This window comes from Luteibacter yeojuensis (genome assembly GCF_011742875.1).
In the GTDB taxonomy this organism is placed as follows: domain Bacteria; phylum Pseudomonadota; class Gammaproteobacteria; order Xanthomonadales; family Rhodanobacteraceae; genus Luteibacter; species Luteibacter yeojuensis.
The window spans coordinates 2,377,723-2,400,015 of sequence record NZ_JAAQTL010000001.1 but is presented as its reverse complement, the minus strand read 5'-3'; the positions used below and the strand labels follow the sequence as shown (position 1 = coordinate 2,400,015).

Sequence of the window (22,293 nt, the reverse complement as noted above, 5' to 3'; positions counted from 1 at the left end):
ACATGGATGCATCGGCGCGTCTGTACCTGGGCATCGACCTGGGCACATCATCGGTAAAGGTGGTCCTCATGGACGAGGCGGGAGCCGTGCGCGCCAACGCTTCCAGCCCGCTCGACGTCTCCCATCCGCGACCGCGCTGGTCGGAGCAGGATCCGGCTGCGTGGTGGACGGCGACGGAAGCCGCGGTAGAGAAAATCCTCAAGCAGGTGGACGCGCGTCGCGTGGCGGCGATCGGGCTTTCGGGGCAGATGCACGGCGCCACGCTGCTCGATGACTCCGACAACGTCCTGCGGCCCGCCATTCTCTGGAACGACGGCCGTGCCGACCTCGAGTGCGCCGAACTGGAACGCGTCCCCGGCTTTCGCGCGACGACGGGCAATCTTGCGATGCCCGGTTTCACCGCGCCGAAGCTCGCCTGGGTGCGCAGGCACGAACGCCAGGTGTTCGACCGCGTCGCGAAAGTCTTGCTGCCCAAGGATTACCTCCGCCTGCGCCTCACCGGCGAGTACATGACCGACGCCTCGGATGCGGCGGGCACGTTATGGCTGGACGTGAAGAACCGTCGATGGAGCGACGCGATGCTCGCCGCCACGGGACTCGACCGCTCGCACATGCCGCAGGTGTTCGAAGGCAGCCAGCCTGCCGGGCACCTGCGCCGCGAGCTGGCGGAACGCTGGGGCATGAACGAGGTTCCCGTGGCCGGCGGCGGCGGCGACAACGCGGCGGGTGCGGTCGGCGTGGGCATCGTGCGTCACGGACAGGCGATGCTCTCGCTGGGAACCTCGGGCGTGTACTTCGCCGTGTCCGATGGTTTCCGCGCGAGTCCCGAACAAGCGGTGCACGCCTTCTGCCATGCGCTGCCCGATACCTGGCACCTGATGTCGGTGATGCTCAACGCGGCCGCCTGCCTCGACTTCACGGCACGGCTCACCGGATTGCCCGACGTGCCCGCGCTGCTCGCCGAAGCCGAGGCGCGCGGACTGGCGACCCATGGTCCCGTGTTCCTGCCCTACCTCACCGGGGAGCGCACGCCGCACAACGACCCGCGCGCCCGTGCTTCGTTCACCCAGCTGGGTCCCGACACCGACCGTGCCGACCTCGCGAACGCGACGCTCGAAGGCGTCGGCCTCGGCCTTCTCGACGGACTGCTGGCCGTGGAGTCGACGGGACTCGTCGCCGAAGAAATCACCGTCATCGGCGGCGGTTCGCGCAGCGCCTACTGGACGCAGATGCTCGCCGACATCCTCGGCAAGCGGCTCGTACTGCGCAGTGGCAGCGAGGTGGGGCCCGCGCTGGGCGCCGCACGTCTCGGCCGTCTCGCGGCGGAGCCGGATGCCTCGCTCGACGACGTGTGCCGGATGCCCGCCGTCACCGCCGCGTTCGAGCCCGATGCGGCGCGTCATGCTTATTTCCTGCAAACGCGCCACCCTTTGTTCCGCCGCTCTTACGAGCAACTGAAACCCCTGTATGTCGACGCCGCCGCAGGCGACGATGTCCGCCCCGCCCTCAGGGCGATGCCATGACCGGATGGAGAAGCACATGAAACAGAAGCCCCTGCATACCCTGCTGGCCGTGTCCCTGATCGGTGCCGGTATCCTCGCGGCGCCGCAGGCGCATGCGAGCAAGGAGAAGCCATCGATCGGCTTTTCCATCGACGACCTCCGCGTCGAGCGGTGGACGCGCGACCGCGACTATTTCAAGGCCGCGGCCGAGGCCAAGGGTGCCACCGTTTCCGTGCAGTCCGCCGATGCCAACGAGCAGAAGCAGATCCAGCAGATCGAGAACCTGATCTCGCGCAAGGTCGACGTGATCGTCATCGTGCCGTTCAACGCGAAGACGCTCACCACCGTGGTGGCCGAGGCGAAGCGCGCGGGCATCAAGGTGATTTCCTATGACCGCCTCATCCTCAATGCCGACGTCGACGCCTACATCTCCTTCGACAACGACAAGGTCGGTCAGATGCAGGCGCAGGGCGTCGTCAACGCCGCGCCCAAGGGCAATTACTTCCTGCTCGGCGGCGCGCCCACCGACAACAATGCGAAGATCCTGCGCCAAGGCCAGATGAAGGTCCTGAAGCCGCTGGTCGACAAGGGCGACATCAAGATCGTCGGCCAGCAGTGGACGAACGAATGGCTGGCTTCGAATGCCCAGTCGATCATCGAGAACGCCCTCACCGCGAACAGGAACAACATCCAGGGCATCGTCGCCTCCAACGACGGCACCGCCGGCGGCGCCATCGCCGCGCTCAACGGCCAGAAGCTCGCCGGCAAGGTCGCCGTGTCGGGGCAGGACGCCGACCTCGCCGCCATCAAGCGGATCAAGGCGGGAACGCAGACGATGACGGTGTACAAGCCGATCAAGACCATCGCCACCGATGCCGCCAACCTCGCGGTGGAGATGGCCAAGGGTGGCACGCCCACCTTCACCTCGAAGATGAACAACGGGAAGAAGGACGTCGACACGATCCTGCTGGAGCCCACCGCGCTGACGAAGCAGAACGTCGACCTCGTGGTGAAGGACGGCTTCTACACCCAGGCCCAGGTCGGCCCCTGATCCCGTTGTCATGAGCGATTACCTGTTCGAGATGCGCCGCATCGTCAAGGAGTTCTCCGGCGTGCGTGCGCTCAACGGCATCGACCTGGCCGTGCGGCCGGGCGAGTGCGTGGGCCTCTGCGGCGAGAACGGCGCGGGCAAATCCACCCTCATGAAGGTGCTCTCCGGGGTGTACCCCTACGGCACCTGGGAAGGCGAGATCCTGTTCGACGGCAGGCCGCTGAAGGCGTACTCGGTGCGCGACAGCGAAGACGCCGGCATCGTCATCATCCATCAGGAGCTGATGCTGGTGCCACAGCTGTCCGTGGCGGAGAACATCTTCCTGGGCAACGAGATCCGCCGGTTCGGCGGCCTCATGGACTACGACGCCATGTTCGCCAAGGCGGAGGCGCTGCTGGCCCGCCTGAAGCTGAAGGACGTGAACGTCGCCGCACCGGTGATGAACTACGGCGGCGGCTACCAGCAGCTGTTCGAGATCGCCAAGGCGCTGGCAAAGAACGCTCGCCTTCTGATCCTCGACGAACCGTCCTCGTCGCTCACCTCGGCCGAAACCGATACGTTGCTGTCGATCATCGAGGACCTGAAGCGCGACGGCGTCGCCTGCGTCTACATCTCGCACAAGCTCGAGGAGGTGGCGCGGGTCTGCGACACCGTCACCGTGATTCGCGACGGCAAGCATATCCTCACGAAGCCGATGGCGGAGATGACCACGCACTCCATCATCACGGCGATGGTCGGGCGCGACATCGAGAACCTGTTCCCGAAGGTGGATCACGACATCGGCGAGGTGGTGTTCGAGGCGCGCCATGTCACCTGCTGGGACGTCGCCAACCCGGCGCGGAAGCGGGTGGACGATATCTCCTTCCATGTGCGGCGGGGCGAGATCCTCGGCATCGCGGGGCTCGTCGGCGCCGGCCGTACCGAACTCGTGTCGGCGATCTTCGGCGCCTATCCGGGGCGCTACGAAGCGGAACTGGTTCTGGAAGGCAGGCCGATCAAGGTGCGCAGCCCCGAGCAGGCGATCAAGGCGGGCCTGTCGCTCGTGCCGGAAGACCGTAAGCGCCAGGGCATCGTGCCCCTGCTCGGCGTCGGCGACAACATCACGCTCGCCACGCTCTCGCACTACGCCCACGCGGGGCAGATCGACCGCCAGGCGGAAATGCAGACCGTGGAAGCGGAGATAAAACGCCTCCGCGTGAAAACGGCCAGCCCGGAACTGCCGATCGTCGGGCTGTCGGGCGGCAACCAGCAGAAGGCCGTTCTGACGAAGATGCTGCTGCCGAAGCCGAAGGTGCTGATCCTCGACGAGCCCACGCGGGGCGTCGACGTCGGTTCCAAATACGACATCTACACGCTGATGTTCGAACTGGCCTCCAAGGGTGTGGCCATCGTCATGGTCTCGTCTGAGATGCCGGAGGTGCTCGGTGTCAGCGATCGCGTGCTCGTCGTGGGGGAGGGCAGGTTGCGGGGCGATTTCCCCAGCATGGGTCTCACCCAGGAACAGGTGCTCGCCGCCGCCATTTCGCACGCCGCGGAAGGGCCCGCCCACGCGGCCTGATCTCTGTCCGTCCACCGCTTCACCAGGGAAGCCTTTCCATGCAGGCACAGAAAGTCCAGCAACTGTTCGTCCGCTACAAGATCCTCGCGCTGCTCATCGCCGTGGCGATCATCTGGGTGTTCTTCCACGTGAAGACCGACTCGACCTTCATCACGCCCGGCAATCTCTCCAACCTGTTCCGGCAGATGGCGATCACCGGCATGCTCGCCTGCGGCATGGTGTTCGTCATCATCGCCGGCGAGATCGACCTGTCCGTCGGTTCGTTGCTCGGTTTGCTGGGTGGCGTGGTGGCGATCCTCACCGTGAACGAAGGCTGGGGTACCTGGTCCGCCATCGGCGCGGTGCTCGTCCTCGGCCTGCTCCTCGGCGCGTTCAACGGCTTCGTCGTGACGAAGATGCGCGTGCCATCGTTCATCGTCGGCCTCGGTGGCATGCTCGCCTTTCGCGGCATCGTGCTGAACATCACCGGCAGCGCGACGATCGCGCCCGTGCCCGACGACCTCGTCGCGCTGGGGCAGGGCTTCGTGCCGCAGGCGCTGTCGCGCTGGATCGGCGGCGTGATCTTCCTCGTCATGGTGGGGATCACCATGCGACGCCGCATGCGCCGCTCGAAGCTGGGGCTGCAGCAGGCCGCGCTGTGGATCGACGTGGCGCGGCTGGTGGCCATCGGCGCGTTCATCGCGGGCTTCATCCGCATGCTCAACGATGCGAACGGGATCCCCATCCCGGTGATGATCCTGCTCGGCCTGCTCGCCGCGTTCACCTACGTGTCGACGCAGACCGTGTTCGGCCGCCACATCTACGCGGTGGGCGGCAACATGGAGGCGACGCGGCTGTCCGGCGTGAACGTCGCGCGGGTGAAGCTGGTGGTCTTCGCGCTGATGGGCCTCATGTGCGCCTTCGCGGGCATCATCACGGTGGCGCGCACGGGCTCCGGTTCGCCCTCGGCGGGCACGGGCGGGGAACTCGACGCCATCTCGGCCTGCTTCATCGGCGGCACCTCGATGCGCGGCGGTTCCGGCACGGTCTACGGCGCGCTGATCGGCGCCCTGGTGATGGCCAGCCTCGACAGCGGCATGCAGCTGATGGACGTGGACAATTCCTGGCAGATGATCATCAAGGGCGTGATCCTGGTGCTGGCCGTGTGGGTGGATGTGCTCTCGGGCTCGAATCGCAACGCCTGACCGCCAGCGGCCTCGCCACTAAGCGCCCGCACGAGCAGGCCGGAGCCATCTCCTGTAGGAGCCGCTATAGCGGCGAGAGCATGCTCCCTCACGGCAAGGACGGCGATGGCGAGTGCGGGGCGACGGTTCATGGCGGCTCTCCGATCACAGAAGGCAAGGTGTCGCACCATGGCGATGAAGCATTCGTGACAAAAAAAACGGGCACCCGAGGGTGCCCGTTCGATGCACGATGCCGCGCGCGCTTACCTGCGGGCGACCTTCGCGCCGAGGCCCGCGGCGTCGCGCAGGATCTCGGCCTTGTCGGTCTTCTCCCAGGAGAACGCCGTGAACGTGTTGCCGTTCTTGTCGGTGATCTCGTAGGGCTTGCGGCCGAAGTGGCCGTTCGAGGCGGTCGGCTGGTACATCGGGTGGACCAGGTCGAGCATCTTGATGATGCCGTACGGACGCAGGTCGAAGTGCTTGCGGATCAGCTTCTCGATCTTCTCGTCGGGGATCTTGCCGGTGCCGAAGGTGGTCACCGAGATCGAGGTGGGCTCGGCCACGCCGATGGCGTAGCTGACCTGGATCTCGCAACGGTCGGCCAGGCCGGCGGCAACGATGTTCTTGGCGACGTAGCGCGCGGCGTACGCGGCTGAACGGTCGACCTTCGACGGATCCTTGCCGGAGAACGCGCCGCCACCGTGACGGGCCCAGCCGCCGTAAGTGTCGACGATGATCTTGCGGCCGGTCAGGCCGCAGTCGCCCACCGGGCCGCCGATGACGAACTTGCCGGTCGGGTTGATGTGGAACTTCGTGCCCTTGTGCAGCAGCTTCGCCGGCAGCACGGGCTTCAGGATCAGCTCGCGCACGCCTTCGATCAGATCCTTCTGCTTCACGTCCGGATCGTGCTGGGTGGAGAGCACGACGGCGTCGATGGCGACGGCTTCGCCGTTCTCGTAGCGCAGGGTGACCTGGCTTTTCGCGTCCGGGCGCAGCCACGGCAGCGGCGAGTTCTTCTTCTTGCGGACCTTGGTCTGCTGTTCCACGAGACGGTGGGCGTAATGGATCGCCGCCGGCATGTATTCGCTGGTCTCGTTGGTGGCATAGCCGAACATCAGGCCCTGGTCGCCGGCGCCCTGTTCCTCGGGCTTCTTGCGGTCCACGCCCTGGTTGATATCCGGGGACTGCTTGCCGATGAGGTTCAGCACGCCACAGGTCTCGCCGTCGAAGCCGACGTCGGACGAGTCGTAACCGATGTCCAGGATCACCTTGCGGGTGAGGGCCTCGAGGTCGATCCAGGCGCTGGTGGTGATCTCGCCCGCGACGATGGCGACGCCGGTCTTCACCAGCGTCTCGCAGGCCACGCGTGCGCGCGGATCCTGGGCCAGGATGGCGTCCAGAACGGCGTCCGAGATCTGGTCGGCGATCTTGTCCGGATGGCCTTCGGAGACCGATTCGGAGGTGAAGAGGTAGTTGCTCATCGGGGTGATATATCCTTCTTTACGGATAAAGAGATAAATGGGGCGCGCCATGATACACGCCCCCGGTCCGTTTTGCAGCGGGAAGGGTACCTCCGGGGGGTGACGATTGCATGGATGTTCAGGAGGCCGCCCGGGGCGGGGGCCGGCCTCCCGGCAAGCGCGGGGCGGGTAGCCATGGGGCGCTCTCCCGGGCTCAGAACCCCTCGATGGGGTGCGGCGCGTATGCCGCTTCGAGCCGCGCCGTCTCCTCGTCGCCGAGTGCCAGGTCGAGCGCCGCCACGGCATCGTCCAGATGCTGCGGTTTCGTCGCCCCGACGATCGGCGCCGTGACGCCGCGGCGGTGCGCCACCCAGGAAAGCGCGACCTGGGCACGCGGCACGCCCCGTGCCACGGCCACCTCCTTCACGGCCGCGACGATCGCCTTGTCCGAATCGAGGGTGGCGTTGTACAGCGTGCCGCCGAAGAGGTCGCTGTCCTGCCTCGTGCTGCGTTCGTCCCAGTCGCGGGTGAGGCGGCCACGGGCGAGCGGGCTCCAGGGCAGCACGGCGATCCCCTGATCGATGCAGAACGGGATCATCTCGCGCTCTTCCTCGCGCTGAAGCAGGTTGTAGTGGTCCTGCATGCTCACGAACTCCGTCCAGCCATGCAGGCGCGAGGTGTACACCATCTTCGCGAACTGCCACGCGTACATGGACGACGCGCCGAGGTAGCGCACCTTGCCGGCCTTCACCACGTCGTGCAGCGCTTCCATCGTCTCCTCCACCGGTACGTGGCGGTCGAAGCGATGGATCTGCAGCAGGTCGATGTAGTCGGTGCCGAGGCGCCGGAGGCTGTCGTCCACGGAATGGAAGATGGCCTTGCGCGAGAGGCCACCGCCGTTCGGGCCCTTGCGCCAGGGATAGAAGGTCTTCGTGGCGATGACGACCTCGTCGCGCCTCGCGAAATCGCGCAGGGCGCGTCCGACGATTTCCTCCGACGTGCCGTCGGAATAGAAGTTCGCCGTGTCGAAAAAATTGATGCCGAGATCCAGGGCCTTGCGAATGAAGGGGCGGCTCGCCTCCTCGTCGAGTGTCCACGCGTGCGTGCCGCGGTCGGGCACGCCGTACGTCATGCAGCCCAGCACGAGGGGTGAGATGTCGAGACCGGTACGGCCGAGTTTCACGTAACGCATGAAGTGACTCCGTCGGAAGTTGCGTTCTGTCCACACATATACCAGCAGCGTTGCGCGAAGCCCATTCCGCCGGCATCGGGCGAGCCATTCGCCTGTCGCATGCATCGCAAATTGTTGCGACGGCGCCGCGTCCCACGGACCGGCGCGCGGTGGAAGCGGCACGAATCGTAGACGCCACATTTACCCGTCATGGTTATCTTCTAACGTCTTTCGCTTGCGCGGAGGTGTGTCATGACAGCAGCCCTACGGATCGCGCACCCACCGCGCATCCTCGGACTCGTCGTCGCCCTTTGCGGCGCCGCGCTCGCGCTGGGTGGCCTCTGGCTGGTCGTCCTGGGCGGCAGCTTCTACTACCTCGTCGCCGGCGCGGCGCTGGTGGCGACCGGCGTGTTGCTCATGCGCGGCTCTTCGGCGTCGCTCTGGCTTTACGCCGTCCTGCTGCTGGGTACGGTCGTGTGGGCGATCGCCGAAGTCGGCCTGGTCGGATGGCAGCTTGAACCACGCCTGCTGGTTCCCGTGGTGCTCGGGATATACCTCGCGATGCCCTGGGTGACGCGCCGCCTCACGCCCTCGCGCGGCGGCGTGGCCGCGTTGCTCGTCGCCGCGCTCGTCGCCGTCGGAACCGGCGTCGCGGGATTCATGCAACCTGTCGGAACGAGCGGCACGATGGTCGTCCGCAACGATGCCGGCGGCCACGACACTTCCGTTCCGGACGGCGACTGGCTGTTCTACGGGCGCACCCCGCGCGGCGATCGCTTCTCGCCCCTGGACCAGATCACTACGCGTAACGTGAAGAACCTCAAGGTTGCCTGGACGGCGCGCACCGGCGACACGATGCGTCCCGGGGAAGACAAGGGCGGCACCGATGCCGGCCACGAGTTCAATTTCGAGAACACGCCGATCAAGGTGGGCGACACGCTCTATGTCTGTACCGGCCACAGTTGGGTCGTGGCCCTCGACGCCGCCACCGGACGGACGAAGTGGACATTCGATCCGAAAGCCGACACCGACGCGGACGTCTATCTCGCTTGCCGCGGGGTCGCCTATTACGAGGCGCCGCAAGGAACGCAGACCGACTGTCCCCGACGGATCATCGCTCCCGTGCTCGACGCGCGCCTCATGGCGTTGAACGCCGATACCGGCAAGCCCTGCGAGGACTTCGGCCAGCATGGCTTCATTTCGCTGACGCAGTACCTCGGGCACGTGCCGGCGGGTTTTCACTTCGTCACCTCGCCGCCGCTGGTGATCAAGGACCGCGTGATGCTTGGCGGATGGATTTACGACAACCAGGCCGAGGGCGAACCTTCCGGCGCGGTGCGCGCTTTCGATCCGCTTTCCGGGAAACTCGTCTGGGCATGGGACGTGGGACACGACCCGCAGAACTGGACGCCGGGCCCGGACGATCAGCTCACCCGCGGCACGCCCAATGCCTGGGGCGTGTACACCGCCGATCCGGATCTCGGCCTCGTCTACCTCCCGATGGGCAATGCCACGCCGGATTACTTCGGCGGCCACCGGCGTGCGATCGACGAGAAGGTATCGAGTTCCACCGTCGCGCTGGATATCGAAACCGGTGCGCCGAAATGGGTCTACCAGAACACGCACCACGATGTGTGGGACATGGACGTGCCGGTCGGTCCTTCCCTTGTCGACCTGCCGGACGGGCAGGGCGGCAGCGTTCCCGCGCTCGTGCAGACGACGAAGCGCGGCGAGTTCTTCGTGCTCGATCGCCGTACCGGTACGCCGCTGACCGAGGTGCGCGAGAAGCCGGTGCCGCAGGGTGCGGTGCCTGGCGACTTCACGTCGCCGACGCAGCCCTATTCGGTCGGGATGCCTTCGCTGACGCCGAAAGACCTCACCGAGCAGTCCATGTGGGGCGCCACGCCGTTCGACCAGCTGATGTGCCGCATCGAATTCCGCAAGGCGTACTACAAGGGCCAGTTCACGCCGCCGCAGCTCAAGGACACCATCGTGTATCCCGCCTTCGACGGCGTGATCGACTGGCACGGCGCCTCCATCGATCCTTATAACAAGCTGCTGATCGCCAACGCCAACTACATCCCGTTCATCATCAGCCTCGCGCCGCGCGAACACGCCGAAGCCAAGGGCCTGGTGAAGCCTTGGGACGGTACCGGCAACGAACCGCCCGTCGGTGGCGGACTGGCGCCACAGTACGGCACGCCGTACGTGGGCAAGGTCCACCCGTGGCTGAATCCGATAGGGGTACCCTGCAATCCGCCGCCGTGGGGCACCCTCGCCGCGATCGACCTCGTGACGCACAAGCTGGTCTGGGAACATCCGCTGGGCACCACGCGCGACACCGGCCCGTTCGGCACCCACGTCAACGCGCCGCTGCCCACGGGCATCTTCAATATCGGGGGTAACATGACCACCCGTGGCGGCCTGGTGTTCATCGGCGCCACGGCGGACGACTACCTGCGCGCCATCGACGAGCGCAGCGGCAAGGTGCTGTGGAAGGCCCGCCTGCCGGCGGGCGGGCAGGCAAATCCGATGTCCTATTCGGTCGATGGGAAGCAATATGTCGTCATCGCCGCGGGCGGGCACAGCGGCCTGGGCACGAAGTCCGGCGATTACGTCGTGGCTTACGCATTGCCTTGATGTATCGTGCCTGGGATACCCCTTGAAACCGGCCGGAGCGCCCACAACTTGCTCCGATCCACGAGAAAGACCGCCATGTTCCGCTGCAAGCACGATTTGATGCATCTCCCACCGATCGCCCCAGGGGCGCGTCGCGGGTGCGCGCGCGCCATGGACGGAGGTATGCCGTCGTAAGACGTCGTTCCAGCCTCGAAGAACCTGAAAGCACCCGCAAGGGTGCTTTTTTTTTTGCCGCAAGGAAACACGACCATGAGTACCGCCCGAGAAACCCGCATTCCTGTCGACCGCTGGCGCAACCTCGGCATCATCGCGCATGTGGACGCGGGCAAGACCACGCTCACCGAGCGCCTGCTTTACAAGACCGGCACGATCCATCGCACCGGCGAGGTGCACGATGGCGCGACCACCACGGATCACATGGAACTCGAGCGCGAGCGTGGCATCACGATCGGCGCCGCCGCCGTGCGCGCCAACTGGACGCCGGAGGGTGGACAGCCGCATCGCCTGACCCTCATCGACACGCCCGGACACATCGATTTCGCGATCGAGGTGGAGCGTTCGTTGCGCGTGCTCGACGGCGCGGTCACGGTGTTCTCCGGCGTGGCCGGCGTGCAGCCGCAATCGGAAACCGTGTGGCACCAGGCCCGCCGACATGGCGTCCCGCTCATGGCGTTCGTGAACAAGATGGACCGCCCGGGTGCGGACTTCGACGCCGTGGTCGCGCAGATGCGCGACAAGCTCGGCGCCAACCCATGGGTCGTCGCGCGACCCGTGATCGAGGGCGAGCATATCACCGGGCTCGTCGACCTGGTGGCCGAGCGCACCTGGCTTTTCGACGAGGCCGGCCAGCCGTCCACGCATGCGTGGACCGACGCCGAGCGCGCGGCGCACGCCGAAGCGCGCGCCGAACTCGTGGCGGCCGTCGCCGACCGCGACGAAGCGCTGGCCGAGCTATGGCTCGCGGAGCAGCCCGTCGACGCCGTCGCGCTCGCCGCGGCGCTGCGTCGCGGCACGCTGGCCGGTATCGGTTCGCCGGTGCTCCCGGGTTCGGCGTTCCGCAATGTCGGCATCGAGCCGCTGCTGGATGCCCTCGTGGCGTACCTGCCTTCGCCGCTCGATCGTCCCGCGGTCGTCGCGCACACCGACGATGGCGACACGGCGGTCGCGCCCGATGCGGGCGCGCCGCTGGCCGCGCTCGTTTTCAAGGTCGTGAACCAGGCGCACGGACCGCTGGCCTTCGTGCGGCTGTACGCGGGACGCCTGAGCGTCGGCGACGCCGTCTGGCGCAGCGGCACGGACCGCGTGCAGCGCGTCGGCCGTCTCGCCGTCGTGCGTGCCGAGGACACCGAAGCGGTGGAATCCGCGGAGGCGGGCGACATCGTCGCCATCGCCGGCTGGAAGGACGTGGCCACGGGAGAAACCCTGTCCGATGCACACCGGCGCGTGCGGCTGGAGACGATCCAGGCGCAGCCCGCGGTGCTGTCGTGGCGCCTGTCGCCCGAGCGTTCGGCCGACCTGCTGAAGCTCGGCAACGGGCTTGCGCGCCTGGCGCAGGAGGATCCGTCTTTCCGCGTGGGCACCGATCCGGACACCGGCGAAACCCTGGTTTGGGGCATGGGCGAACTGCACCTGGAAGTGATGGTGGAGCGCCTGCGCCGCGAATGGGGCGTGCAGGTACGCACGGGTTCGCCGCGCGTGGCTTACCAGGAAACACCGGCGTCGGCATCGGGTGCGGTCGAGGGCAAGCTCGCCAAGCAGACCGGCGGCAGCGGCCAGTTCGCGCGCGTCGTGCTGTCGGTGACACCGAACGGTGGCGAGGCCAACACCTTCGAGGATCGCACCACCGGTGGCGTCATCCCGAAGGCGTTCCAGGCTGCCGTCGAGAAGGGAGCCGCCTCGGCGTTGCTGGAAGGGCCGCGCGGTTATCCGGTCGTCGGCGCCTCGGTGGTCGTGCTCGATGGGCAGGCGCATGCCGTGGACTCGAACGAGGCGGCGTTCCATCGCGCCGCGCAGATCGCCGTGCGGTCCGCGCTGGAAACGACGGGCACGGTGCTCCTGGAGCCGGTGATGCGCGTCTCGGTGAGCGCCCCCGGGCCGGCGGTCGGCGATGTCCTGGGCGACCTGCAGCGCCGCGGCGGGCAGATCGTGAACCTCGTCGACCGGCAGGAGCGCACGGAGATCGAGGCCGACGTTCCGCTTGCGCAGCTGGACGGTTACAGCACCGCCTTGCGCTCGCTGAGCCAGGGACGTGCCTCGGCGACGGTGGCGTTCCACGCCTATCGCCCGGCGACGCAGGAGCCATCGCGCCGCTCGGCGTGAAAGGACGGGGGCCGTCAGGCCCCCGATTCCGTTCGTGGGGGATCCCATGGTCTCCCCCAAACGGCCGGCCTCGTGGGAGATCCCATGTTCTCCTGCAAGCTGCCGGACTTCGTGGGAGCCGCTTCAGCGGCGATAGGTGCTCGCGGCACGCTGGCCCGCTGCCGCGGGATCGCCGGCATAGCCGGTTCCCACCGGCCGCGTTACGCTTCATCCATGATTTCCTATCCCGCAGCGCTTGCGCTCCTTCTGGACGGAACCCGACCGCTCGGGGTGGAGTCTCTCCCGCTCGCGTCGGCCGCACGACGCATCCTGGCGAGCGACGTACACAGTCCCCTCGCGCTTCCGTCCTTCGACAACGCGGCGATGGATGGCTACGCCTTACGCGCCGGCGGCGAGACGATCGCTGCCGGTTCGATCTTCGCCGTTGCCGCCATGCAGGCGGCAGGCGACGGCACGCCCGCCTACCCCTCGGCGCAGGCCTGCGAGATCGCCACGGGTGCGCGCATGCCCGAAGGTTTCGACACCGTCGTCCCCGTGGAGCGCAGCGAGCGGGGAAGCGGGCGGGTTCGCTTCCCCGCCGAGGAACGGCGCGGCCAGAACGTGCGCCATGCCGGCTCGGACATCGCGGTGGGTGCCCGGGTACTCCATCGCGGGCGCCGCGTGGACGCCGCCGCGACGATGCTGCTCGCGGCCCTGGGCATCGAACGGGTCGAGGCGTTTCGTCGGCCGCGGGTCGCCATCGTCGCGACGGGCAGCGAACTCAACGCGGCGGGTCCGTTGCCTCCCGCCGGCATCCACGATTCGAACGGCCCGTTCCTTGCGGCGAGCCTGACGCATTGGGGCGCGGAAATACTCTCCCGGTCGCGCGTGCCGGATGCCGGCGATGCGTTCGCGAACGCCATGCGCGATGCGCTCGACGCGCATGCGGACCTGATCGTCACCACGGGTGCCGTATCCGCCGGACGTTTCGACTTCGTGCCCTCGGCGCTGTCGGCGCTTGGCGCGAGCGGGCTTTTCCACAAGGTGGGCATCCGTCCCGGCAAGCCGCTCCTCGCCGCGCGATTCGACGGCGGTCCCCTGGTGCTGGCGCTGCCCGGCAATCCGATGGCGGTGGCGGTCGGCTATCGCTTCTTCGTGGCGCCGGTGCTGCGCGCGATGGCGGGCCTGGCGCCGGAGCGTCCCGCGCGCGTGCGCCTCGTCGCCCCGCTCGGGGGCCGCGAAGGCCTGCAACACTTCGCCCTCGGCCTGCTCGAGCACGACGAGGAAGGGTGGCAGGTCGCGCGCGTGGCGAAGGCACAGGCCGCTTACCGCATCCTGCCTTACACGGAGGCGACGCACTGGCTCACCGCTGCCGCGGGCTCCGACGATGCCGCCGACGCGTGGCCCCTCGATCCGGCGGACGCGCCATGATCCTCGGCCTCGTCCTCGCCGGCGGACGCTCCTCCCGCATGGGCGAGGACAAGGCGATGCTGCGCATCGACGGACGCACCCTGCTGGAACGGACGCTGCGCGCCCTATGGGACGCCGGCGCGGATCGGGTGGCGATCAGCGGGACCCGGGCGGGTGGCATAGTGGACCGCTGGCCGGACAGCGGTCCCGTCGGCGGCATCGCGAGCGCGATGCACGGACTGCCGGACGGCGAGTGGCTGGTCGTGCCGGTGGACATGCCGCGGTTGGGCACGGCGGTGCTGGCTCCCTTGCTCGCCGAGCGCGGTCGCGCCGCGACCCATTGGCGGGATCATCCGTTGCCCATGCGGCTGACCATGGACGCTACCGCGCGTGCGGCGCTCGAAGAACTCATGGCCCGGCCCGGGCGCGCCTGTTCGATCGCCGCCCTGCAGGCGGCGGTCGGCGCGATGGCGCTGCCGCTGGACGGCCTGGACACACGGCTGCTGGTCAACTGCAATACCCCCGACGAATGGCGCGAGGCGAACGCATGAGGGTGCAACTCGAGGACGATAAGATCCGCGTGCGGATCGACGAGGACGAGCTCAACGAACTGCTCCAGGACATCGCGCTGCTCGGGTCGACGGCGTTCGGCAAGGCCTTCACCATGCGCTACGCGATAGACGCCACGGACAACGCTTGCACATTGTCCGGCACGGCGCACGAGTGGCGCATGGAGGTGCCGCGCGAGGCGCTGCGCGACCTGCAATCGCGGTTGCCGAGCAAGGACGGTCTCGTGTTCGATATACCCGGCTACGACACCGTGGCGACGACGGTGCGCTTCGACGTGGACGTGAAGGACAGCCTGCGCCGGCGCAGGGACGGCGCTAGCTAGCGGATGCGTTCCGCGCGGCTGTAGATGTTGAAACGGCCGGGGCGCGCGAAGCCGAGCAGCGTCACGCCGCAATCCGTGGCCAGGTGCACCGCGAGCGCCGTGGGCGCGGAAATGGCGACGACGATCGTCATGCCCGCGATGGCCGCCTTGGTCACCATTTCGTAGCTGGCACGGCTGGTGATGACCAGGAAGCCGTCACGCGGATCGTGCCGCGCGAGGAGCATCGCGCCGATCAGTTTGTCCAGCGCGTTGTGCCGGCCCACGTCCTCGCGCACCTCCACGATCGTGCCATCGGGCAAGGCCCAGGCGGCGGCGTGCACCGAGCCGGTAAAGGCGTTGATCGGCTGGCGTGTGCGCAGCGTTTCGAGTGCGCGTTCGATGGCGCCGGCGTCCACCGTCGGTCCCGCCGCCACCGGCGGAGGATGGCGTACCACGTCTTCGAGTTCGCGGCTGCCGCAGATGCCGCAGCCGCTGCGCCCCGGCAGCTCCCGCCTTGTATGGGAGCCGGCTTCGCCGGCGATGGCGGTGGACCGGGGCGAGGTTTCCTCGCCGCCATGGCGGCTCCTGCAAGTGCGTACATCCACGACGATGCCTTCCAGGACTTCACGCAGCTCGATGTCGGCGATATCGAGCATGGAATCGACTTTGCCTTCGGTCAGCGCGAATCCGCGTGCGAAATCCTCCAGGTCGGCCGGGGTCGTCATCATCACGGCGAAGGGGGCGCCGTCGAAGTGCATCGCGACCGGCACTTCCTCCGCGAGGCGATCCTCGTCCTCGCTGCGCCGGCCACGCTCGAAGCGGATGATGGGCCGCGTGACGCAGCCCGACGGCGGTTGGCGCTCAGGTGGCATGCGCCGCCTTCGGTTGCGCCGGCGCGGAGGCGGGTTGCGCCGCGGCCTCGATGCGCACCGGCACCGATTTGTAAGCCGGGGTGCCGGAGCGGCGGTCGTGGCTCTCCAGTGCGATGAGCGCGTTGCCTTCCGGGTAATACATGGCGACGGAACCTTCGGCGATGTCGTAAGCCACGGCGACGAAGTTGCGTACGGCGCGTTCCTTGCCGTCCGCCGCATTCACGCCGGTGGCGAACACGTCGATGCGGTCGCCATGCGCGAGTCCACGCGCGGCAAGGTCCCTGGCATGCATGAAGACCACGTCGCGGCGGCCGCTCACGCCGCGGTAGCGGTCGTTGAGGCCGTAGATGGTGGTGTTGTACTGGTCGTGCGAGCGTACCGTCGTCAGCATCAGTCCGTTCGCGTCGGCCGGCGGATCTTCTTCCAGACCGGGAGCAAGCAGGAAATGCGCCCGCCTGTCCGGCGTGGCCCAGTCGCGTTCGCTGGCCGCGACGCGCAGGCGGAACCCGCCGGGCACGCTCACACGGCGGTTGAAGTCGCGGAATATCGGAAAGACCTTCTCGATGTCGTCGCGGATGAGGTTGTAATCCCCGACGAGGCGATCCCAGTCCACGCGCGTCCGCGGCAGGGTGGCCTTGGCGATGCCAGCCACGATCCACGGTTCGGAACGGAGGTGCTCGGAGGCCGGAGCGAGGGTGCCGGCGGATGCGTGCACCATCGACATCGAATCCTCCACCGTCACCGCTTGCGGGCCGGAGGCCTGCACGTCGAGCTCGGTGCGGCCGAGGCAGGGCAGGATGATCGACTCCCTGGCGAGGATCAGGTGCGAGCGGTTGAGCTTCGTGGCGACATGGACGGCGAGGTCCAGCTTGCGCATCGCTTCGAAGGTCTCCGCGGTATCGGGCATGGCGACGGCGAGGTTGCCGCCCAGCGCCACCAGCGCCTTCGACCGGCCTTCGCGTATCGCGATCACCGCCGCGACGGCGTCGTGCCCGTGCGCCACCGGCGGCTCGAAGCCGTAGGTGCGGCGAATGCCGTCGTTGAGTTCGTCGTTCGGCTTTTCCGTGATGCCCACGGTGCGGTCGCCCTGCACGTTGCTGTGGCCGCGCAGCGGGCAGATGCCGGCGCCCTGGCGGCCGATGTTCCCGCGCAGGAGCAGCAGGTTGGCGATCTGCTGGACGTTCTCCGTGCCGTGCGCGTGCTGGGTGATGCCCATGCCGTAGCAGACGATGACGTTCCTGGCCTTGGCGTAGATATCGGCGGCGTTCTCGATCTCGGCGCGCGTCAGCCCGGAGCAGCGCTCGATGGCCGCCCAGGAAGTCCCCGCGACGTCCTCGGCCAGGGCTTCGAAACCCGTGGTGTTGGCGGCGATGAAGTCGCGATCGAGCACGCCCGGCATGCCGGCGGCGATGGCGCGTTCGTCGGCCGCGAGCAGCGACTTCATCATGCCTTTCAGTACGGCGACGTCGCCGCCGATCTTCAGCTTGTAATACGTGGAGGCGATGCGCACCGACTTGCCCGTGAGCATTTCCACCGGGTGCTGCGGCGACGTGAAGCGCTCCAGGCCCCGTTCGGGAAGGGGATTGAGCACGACGATGGGCACGCCGCGCAGCGACGCCTCGCGCAGCGTGGAGAGCATGCGCGGATGGTTCGTGCCGGGGTTGTGGCCGATGCAGAAGATCGCATCGCAGTGCTCGAAATCCTCCAGCACCACGGTGCCCTTGCCCGAGCCTACCGACTTGGGCAGGCCCACGCTGGTGGCCTCATGGCACATGTTCGAACAGTCGGGGAAATTATTGGTGCCGTACTCGCGGACGAACAGCTGGTAGAGGAACGCGGCCTCGTTGGAAGCGCGGCCCGAGGTGTAGAACTCCGCCATGTTCGGATCGGGCAGGGCGCGCAATGCCGCGCCGATCCGTTGGAACGCCTCGTCCCAGGCGATCGGCTTGTAGGTATCGCTCGCACGGTCGTACGCCATCGGGTGGGTGAGCCGGCCCAGGCCTTCGAGGGCGTAATCGGACAGGTTCCACAGGTCCGCCACCTTGTTGCTGGCGAAGAATTCCGGTCGCACCCGCTTGGCCGTCGCTTCCCAGGAAACGGCCTTCGCGCCGTTCTCGCAGAATTCGAAGGAGGAGGTTTCCTTGGGATCGGGCCAGGCGCAGCCGGGGCAATCGAAGCCCGTCGGCTGGTTGACCTTGTGCAGCGCCAGGGACTCGCGCGCGATGGCCATCTGTCCGCTGATGGCCTTGGCCACGGCACCGAGTGCGCCCCAGCCACCGGCCGGGCTCTCATAGGGTTCGATGCCGGGGACGGATTTTTCGCTCATGGCCTGTGCTCGCTGATGTGGATCCCGCGACCGATCATTCTACGCGCGCACCCGCGATTCAATTGAACGAAAGTACGGATCGCGCAGGCCGGATAGACCGTCCTGGCATCCGCTCGAGTGACGATGGAGGCCCTCGGGGCGAACCTGCCACCGGCGCGGGATCGCCGCTGCACCGGCTCCCGGCATGTTCTGTCGCGGCGCCACAAGGGCGGCCCCATCGGGGCCGTCAGCTGGCACGGATTGGTTTGTGCGATGCACAATATTCATGACGTAACGCAAGTCATGCGCGTAATGCATACCTGATAGTTCCACGATCGCGTTGTTCGTGCATGCCATCGCGACGAGCATCGCCCCCGTTCCGTCGGCGTTTCGGCGGGTTCGGGGGTACTCCGCCATGATGCTTCGCCGCTTTGCCATCGCCGTATTCGTCATGCTCGCCGCGTCCACCGCTGCCGCGCAGGGCACGCCGGACGCGCAGCCACCCGGACAGGCCGCGCCCACCGTCGCCACCGAGGCGAAGGGGCCCGTCGACCGCCTGCGCGACAAGGGCGTCTCGTTACGCTTCGTCTGGGCCAACGACTGGGCGGGCAGTGTCCGTGGCGGCGAACGGCTCGGCGCCACCAACGGCGGTGGCGCGGTAGGCGGTGCCGATCTCGACATGGCGAAGCTTGCCGGGATCGAAGGCGGCAAGATGCATATCACGTTCTCGCGCTACTACGGGCACAGCGTCGCGGCCAACGACATCGGCGTGGTCCAGAAGATCCAGGGTTACTGGTATCCGAAGCGCCAGTGGGAGCTGGCCCAGCTGACATGGGAGCAGCAGTTTTCCGGCAGCCACGTCAACGTGCTGGCCGGTCGCATGAACGCCACCTGGCAGTTCGCGCGTTCGACCTACGGCTGCCGCTTCGTGAGCGCGCCGGATTGCCCATACCAGCTCACCAACACGGCGGGTGGATTCACCGGCTTTCCCTACGTGAACTGGGGCGCGCGCGTGAAATACCAGCCCGACGGACGCTACGTATCCATCGGCGCGTTCGAGATCAACCCCGAGCGCCGCAACAACAACGGCCTGGACTGGGGCATCGGCAAGGCCACGGGCGTGCTGGTCCCCGTCGAGGCGGGCTATGGCACGACCTTCGCCAACGACCCGTATCCGAAGCACCTGAAGATCGGCGGCTGGTACAACTCCGCGCCATTCACCGATCCCGAACTCAATACGCGTGGCTTGCATCGCGGCCTCGTCGGCGGCACCGCGCGTCGTTACCAGGGCGGCCGATACGGCCTCTACGTCCTCGCCGACAAGGTGGTATGGAAGCCGGACCCGACCAGGAACACGCGCAACCTCGCGGTGTTCGGCTCGGTGACCGGCCCGCTGGACAATGCCGAGAACTACACACTGCAATCCACCTTCGGCATGCTCTGGACCGGACTTTCGGCGGCGCGACCGACCGATTCGCTGGGCTTCCAGGCAACGCTGTTCCGTTTCAGCCGCAAGGCGGTGGGCTTCGAGGACGACCTCATCCACAAGAACAGCGGAACGAACGAGCATTTCGACCGCAACGAATGGATGACCGAGCTCAACTACAGCTACAAGCTGTTCCCGGTGGTGAGCCTGGTGCCGAACCTGCAGTACATCGTGCACCCGGACATCCTCGGCAACACCGCGGGCGCGAAGCGGGTATCGGCCAACGCCATCGTGGTGGGCCTGCGCGTGATGGTGAACATGGGCGGGCCAGGCAGCCAGTGACATAATCCTCCCACCCAACCCGGCCGGCCGTCGCGCGATCCTTCCGTGGACCTGAAACACCTGCAGAGCTTCATCCGCATCGTCGAGTTCGGCAGCCTCACGCGGGCCGCCGCCACGCTGGACGTGTCGCAATCCCTGCTGAGCCGGCAGGTGCGCCAGCTCGAAATGGAGCTGGGCACCCACCTGCTGGAGCGCAACGGTCGCGGCGTCGTCGCCACGGAAGCCGGGCGGGAACTGGTGGAGCATGGCCGCGGCATCCTGCGCCAGGTGGAAGTGGCCCGCATGCAGCTCGGCCAGGCGCGCGGCGTCTATGCCGGCAAGCTCGCGATCGGCCTGCCGCCCAGCGTGGGCGGCCTGCTCACCGTCGATCTCGTGATGCGCTTCCGCGAACGCTATCCGGCTGCGCAGATCAGCGTGGTGGAAGCCTTGAGCGCCAGCCTCCTCGAATGGTTGCAGCTCGGCCGCCTGGACTGCGCGTTGCTGTACAACCCGGCGATAAACGCCAACATGCGTTTCCGCCACGTGCATTCCGAGCAGCTCTACCTCATCGGCAGCGAGAAAGAGGGGCGCGAACTGCCGGAAAGCGTACCGCTGGCGACCCTCGGCAAGTACCCGCTGATCATCCCGTCGCCGCTCCACTCGGTCCGGCAACTCATCGAGGCGGATGCCGCGCGCTATGGCGTGTCGCTCGACATCCGGCTGGAAATCGACGCGGTCCGCTCGCTGCTCGACCTCGTGGAGCGCGGCGTGGGCTATGGCGTGCTGTCGCGGAACGCGGTGCTGGCGCGGCGCGGACCGCACCACCTGCGCGCCGTGCCCATCGTGATGCCGAAGATCGTCACCCGCCTGGTCGTGGCCACGCCGACGCAGCGGCCGATGAGCCCCATCACCGAAAGGGCGCTGTCGCTGGTGGACGAGCTGATTGCGGAAGGGAAGCTGGATCCGCGGGAGTGATCGCCCTGGCAGGGACCCAGCGTCTCCGGCCTGTTCCGTGCTGCATTGCATCAAACGCAAGACGCCGATCTGGATATGCGCATCATGCATAACAGATAGGCACCCGATCGCGTTGTACGCCCTTGTCGCCGGGAAGACCATCGTCCCGTCGATTTCCCCTGGGCGAAGGCCATGGCGCACGAGATTCCCTGCTGGTACATGCGAGGCGGTACCTCGAAAGGGCCGTTCTTCCTGGCCCGCGACCTGCCCGAGGACCCCACGATCCGCGATGCCGTGATCCTGGCGGCGATGGGCTCGCCGGACCCCCGGCAGATCGATGGCCTGGGCGGCGCGAAACCGCTCACCAGCAAGGTCGGCATCCTCTCCGTTCCGACGGACGGCGGCGCCGATCTCGACTTCCTCTTCGGCCAGGTGGGTATCGCGGATGCGCTGGTGGATACCACGCCCAACTGCGGCAACATGCTTGCGGCCGCGCTGCCCGCGGCGATCGAGGCGGGACTGATCGAGGGCGATCGCGGCACCACCACCCGCCGGGTCCGTACGGTGAATACCGGCGTGGTAGCCGAGATCAGCATCGAGACGCCGTGCGGCCAGCCGGTCTACGACGGCGAGGCCCGCATCGACGGCGTGCCGCGTCCCGCGGCGCCGGTGACCTGCGGATTCCTCGACACCGAGGGTTCGCTGACGGGAAGCCTGCTGCCCACCGGCAACGTGCGCGATACCGTCGACGGCATCGAGATGACGCTGATCGACAACGGCATGCCCGTCATGATCATCGCGGCCGCGGCGCTGGGCCTGCGCGGCGACGAGAGTCCCGGGCAGCTCGACGGCGACGCGGCGCTGAAGGCGCGCATCGAGGCGTTGCGCCTGAAGGCGGCGCCGCTCATGAACCTCGGCGACGTGAGCCACAAGCCCGTGCCCAAGATCACGCTGGTATCGCCGCCGCGCGCCGGCGGCGCCATCGGCACGCGCACCTTCATCCCGCACGACGTGCACACCTCGATCGGCGTGCTCGGCGCGGTGACCGTGGCGACCGCCGCCGTGCTCCCGGGCTCCGTGGCGTACGACGTCGCGCACCCGGGCGAGGGCGACGTGCGCACCCTCTCGATCGAGCATCCGACCGGCGAATTCAGCGTCGAGGTCGGCATGGAGGGCACGCGCGTCGTCCGCGCGGCGCTCCTGCGCACCGCCCGCCTGCTCATGCGCGGCACCGTTCCCGTCTCCCCATCGATCTGGTGCGGTCCCGCCGCCTGATCCCATTCCCCTGGAG

General features: G+C 67.6%; 16 protein-coding genes. 12 read left to right on the top strand and 4 right to left on the bottom strand.

The features are described from left to right. The first annotated feature begins 2 nt into the window (after positions 1-2). Genes xylB through HBF32_RS10930 form a run of 4 tightly spaced genes read left to right on the top strand, consistent with a single transcriptional unit; the run spans position 3 to position 5,295 of the window. On the top strand, positions 3-1,523 hold the full coding sequence (gene xylB, locus HBF32_RS10945; protein WP_343203507.1) for a xylulokinase: 1,521 nt from the start codon (positions 3-5) through the stop codon (positions 1,521-1,523). 16 nt (positions 1,524-1,539) lie between these two features. Next, positions 1,540-2,553, top strand: a complete 1,014-nt coding sequence (gene xylF / locus HBF32_RS10940; protein WP_205287734.1) for a D-xylose ABC transporter substrate-binding protein — start codon at positions 1,540-1,542, stop codon at positions 2,551-2,553. Between the two features lie 10 nt (positions 2,554-2,563). Then, positions 2,564-4,111 (top strand): xylose ABC transporter ATP-binding protein, encoded by a 1,548-nt coding sequence (locus HBF32_RS10935; protein WP_166699656.1) that lies wholly within the window; start codon positions 2,564-2,566, stop codon positions 4,109-4,111. Between the two features lie 38 nt (positions 4,112-4,149). Beyond that, a complete protein-coding gene (locus HBF32_RS10930) occupies positions 4,150-5,295 on the top strand; it encodes a sugar ABC transporter permease (RefSeq protein ID WP_166699655.1) in 1,146 nt (381 codons plus the stop codon). A gap of 242 nt (positions 5,296-5,537) precedes the next feature. On the opposite strand, the gene metK is transcribed toward HBF32_RS10930, so the two are convergent. Both metK and HBF32_RS10920 read right to left on the bottom strand, forming a co-directional pair. After that, positions 5,538-6,755, bottom strand: coding sequence for a methionine adenosyltransferase (gene metK / locus HBF32_RS10925; RefSeq protein ID WP_166699654.1), 1,218 nt, complete (start codon positions 6,753-6,755; stop codon positions 5,538-5,540). 193 nt (positions 6,756-6,948) lie between these two features. Continuing rightward, positions 6,949-7,926: an aldo/keto reductase gene (locus HBF32_RS10920; RefSeq protein WP_166699653.1), complete on the bottom strand. Its 978-nt coding sequence runs from the start codon at positions 7,924-7,926 to the stop codon at positions 6,949-6,951. Between the two features lie 231 nt (positions 7,927-8,157). On the opposite strand from HBF32_RS10920, the gene HBF32_RS10915 reads away from it, so the two are divergent. The 5 genes from HBF32_RS10915 to HBF32_RS10895 all read left to right on the top strand — a co-directional run bounded on the left by HBF32_RS10915 (position 8,158) and on the right by HBF32_RS10895 (position 15,145). Continuing rightward, entirely contained in the window at positions 8,158-10,545 is a 2,388-nt protein-coding gene (locus tag HBF32_RS10915; protein WP_166699652.1) for a membrane-bound PQQ-dependent dehydrogenase, glucose/quinate/shikimate family, read from the top strand. A 249-nt stretch (positions 10,546-10,794) separates the two neighbouring features. Next, the gene (fusA, locus tag HBF32_RS10910) at positions 10,795-12,864 is read left to right on the top strand and encodes an elongation factor G (RefSeq protein ID WP_166699651.1); all 2,070 of its coding nucleotides are present in this window, start codon (positions 10,795-10,797) and stop codon (positions 12,862-12,864) included. Positions 12,865-13,077: 213 nt separating this feature from the next. Continuing rightward, complete coding sequence (locus HBF32_RS10905; protein WP_166699650.1) at positions 13,078-14,274, top strand: molybdopterin molybdotransferase MoeA; 1,197 nt, start codon at positions 13,078-13,080, stop codon at positions 14,272-14,274. Continuing rightward, positions 14,271-14,804: a molybdenum cofactor guanylyltransferase gene (gene mobA / locus HBF32_RS10900; RefSeq protein ID WP_166699649.1), complete on the top strand. Its 534-nt coding sequence runs from the start codon at positions 14,271-14,273 to the stop codon at positions 14,802-14,804. The genes HBF32_RS10905 and mobA overlap by 4 nt, the downstream gene beginning before the upstream one ends. Continuing rightward, a complete protein-coding gene (locus HBF32_RS10895; RefSeq protein WP_166699648.1) occupies positions 14,801-15,145 on the top strand; it encodes a DUF7009 family protein in 345 nt (114 codons plus the stop codon). The genes mobA and HBF32_RS10895 overlap by 4 nt, the downstream gene beginning before the upstream one ends. On the opposite strand, the gene fdhD is transcribed toward HBF32_RS10895, so the two are convergent. Next, positions 15,142-15,996 (bottom strand): formate dehydrogenase accessory sulfurtransferase FdhD, encoded by an 855-nt coding sequence (gene fdhD, locus HBF32_RS10890; RefSeq protein WP_166699647.1) that lies wholly within the window; start codon positions 15,994-15,996, stop codon positions 15,142-15,144. The two genes, HBF32_RS10895 and fdhD, sit on opposite strands and share 4 nt — an antisense overlap. Then, on the bottom strand, positions 15,986-18,322 hold the full coding sequence (locus HBF32_RS10885) for an FdhF/YdeP family oxidoreductase (RefSeq protein ID WP_166699646.1): 2,337 nt from the start codon (positions 18,320-18,322) through the stop codon (positions 15,986-15,988). The genes fdhD and HBF32_RS10885 overlap by 11 nt, the downstream gene beginning before the upstream one ends. Before the next feature lie 394 nt (positions 18,323-18,716). Here HBF32_RS10885 and HBF32_RS10880 point away from each other — a divergent pair, with 394 nt between their 5' ends. The 3 genes from HBF32_RS10880 to HBF32_RS10870 all read left to right on the top strand — a co-directional run bounded on the left by HBF32_RS10880 (position 18,717) and on the right by HBF32_RS10870 (position 22,277). Beyond that, the gene (locus HBF32_RS10880; protein ID WP_166699645.1) at positions 18,717-20,069 is read left to right on the top strand and encodes a carbohydrate porin; all 1,353 of its coding nucleotides are present in this window, start codon (positions 18,717-18,719) and stop codon (positions 20,067-20,069) included. A gap of 45 nt (positions 20,070-20,114) precedes the next feature. Beyond that, positions 20,115-21,023 (top strand): LysR substrate-binding domain-containing protein, encoded by a 909-nt coding sequence (locus HBF32_RS10875; protein ID WP_166699644.1) that lies wholly within the window; start codon positions 20,115-20,117, stop codon positions 21,021-21,023. Between the two features lie 171 nt (positions 21,024-21,194). Then, entirely contained in the window at positions 21,195-22,277 is a 1,083-nt protein-coding gene (locus HBF32_RS10870) for a 4-oxalomesaconate tautomerase (protein ID WP_166699643.1), read from the top strand. The last annotated feature ends 16 nt before the right edge of the window (positions 22,278-22,293 follow it).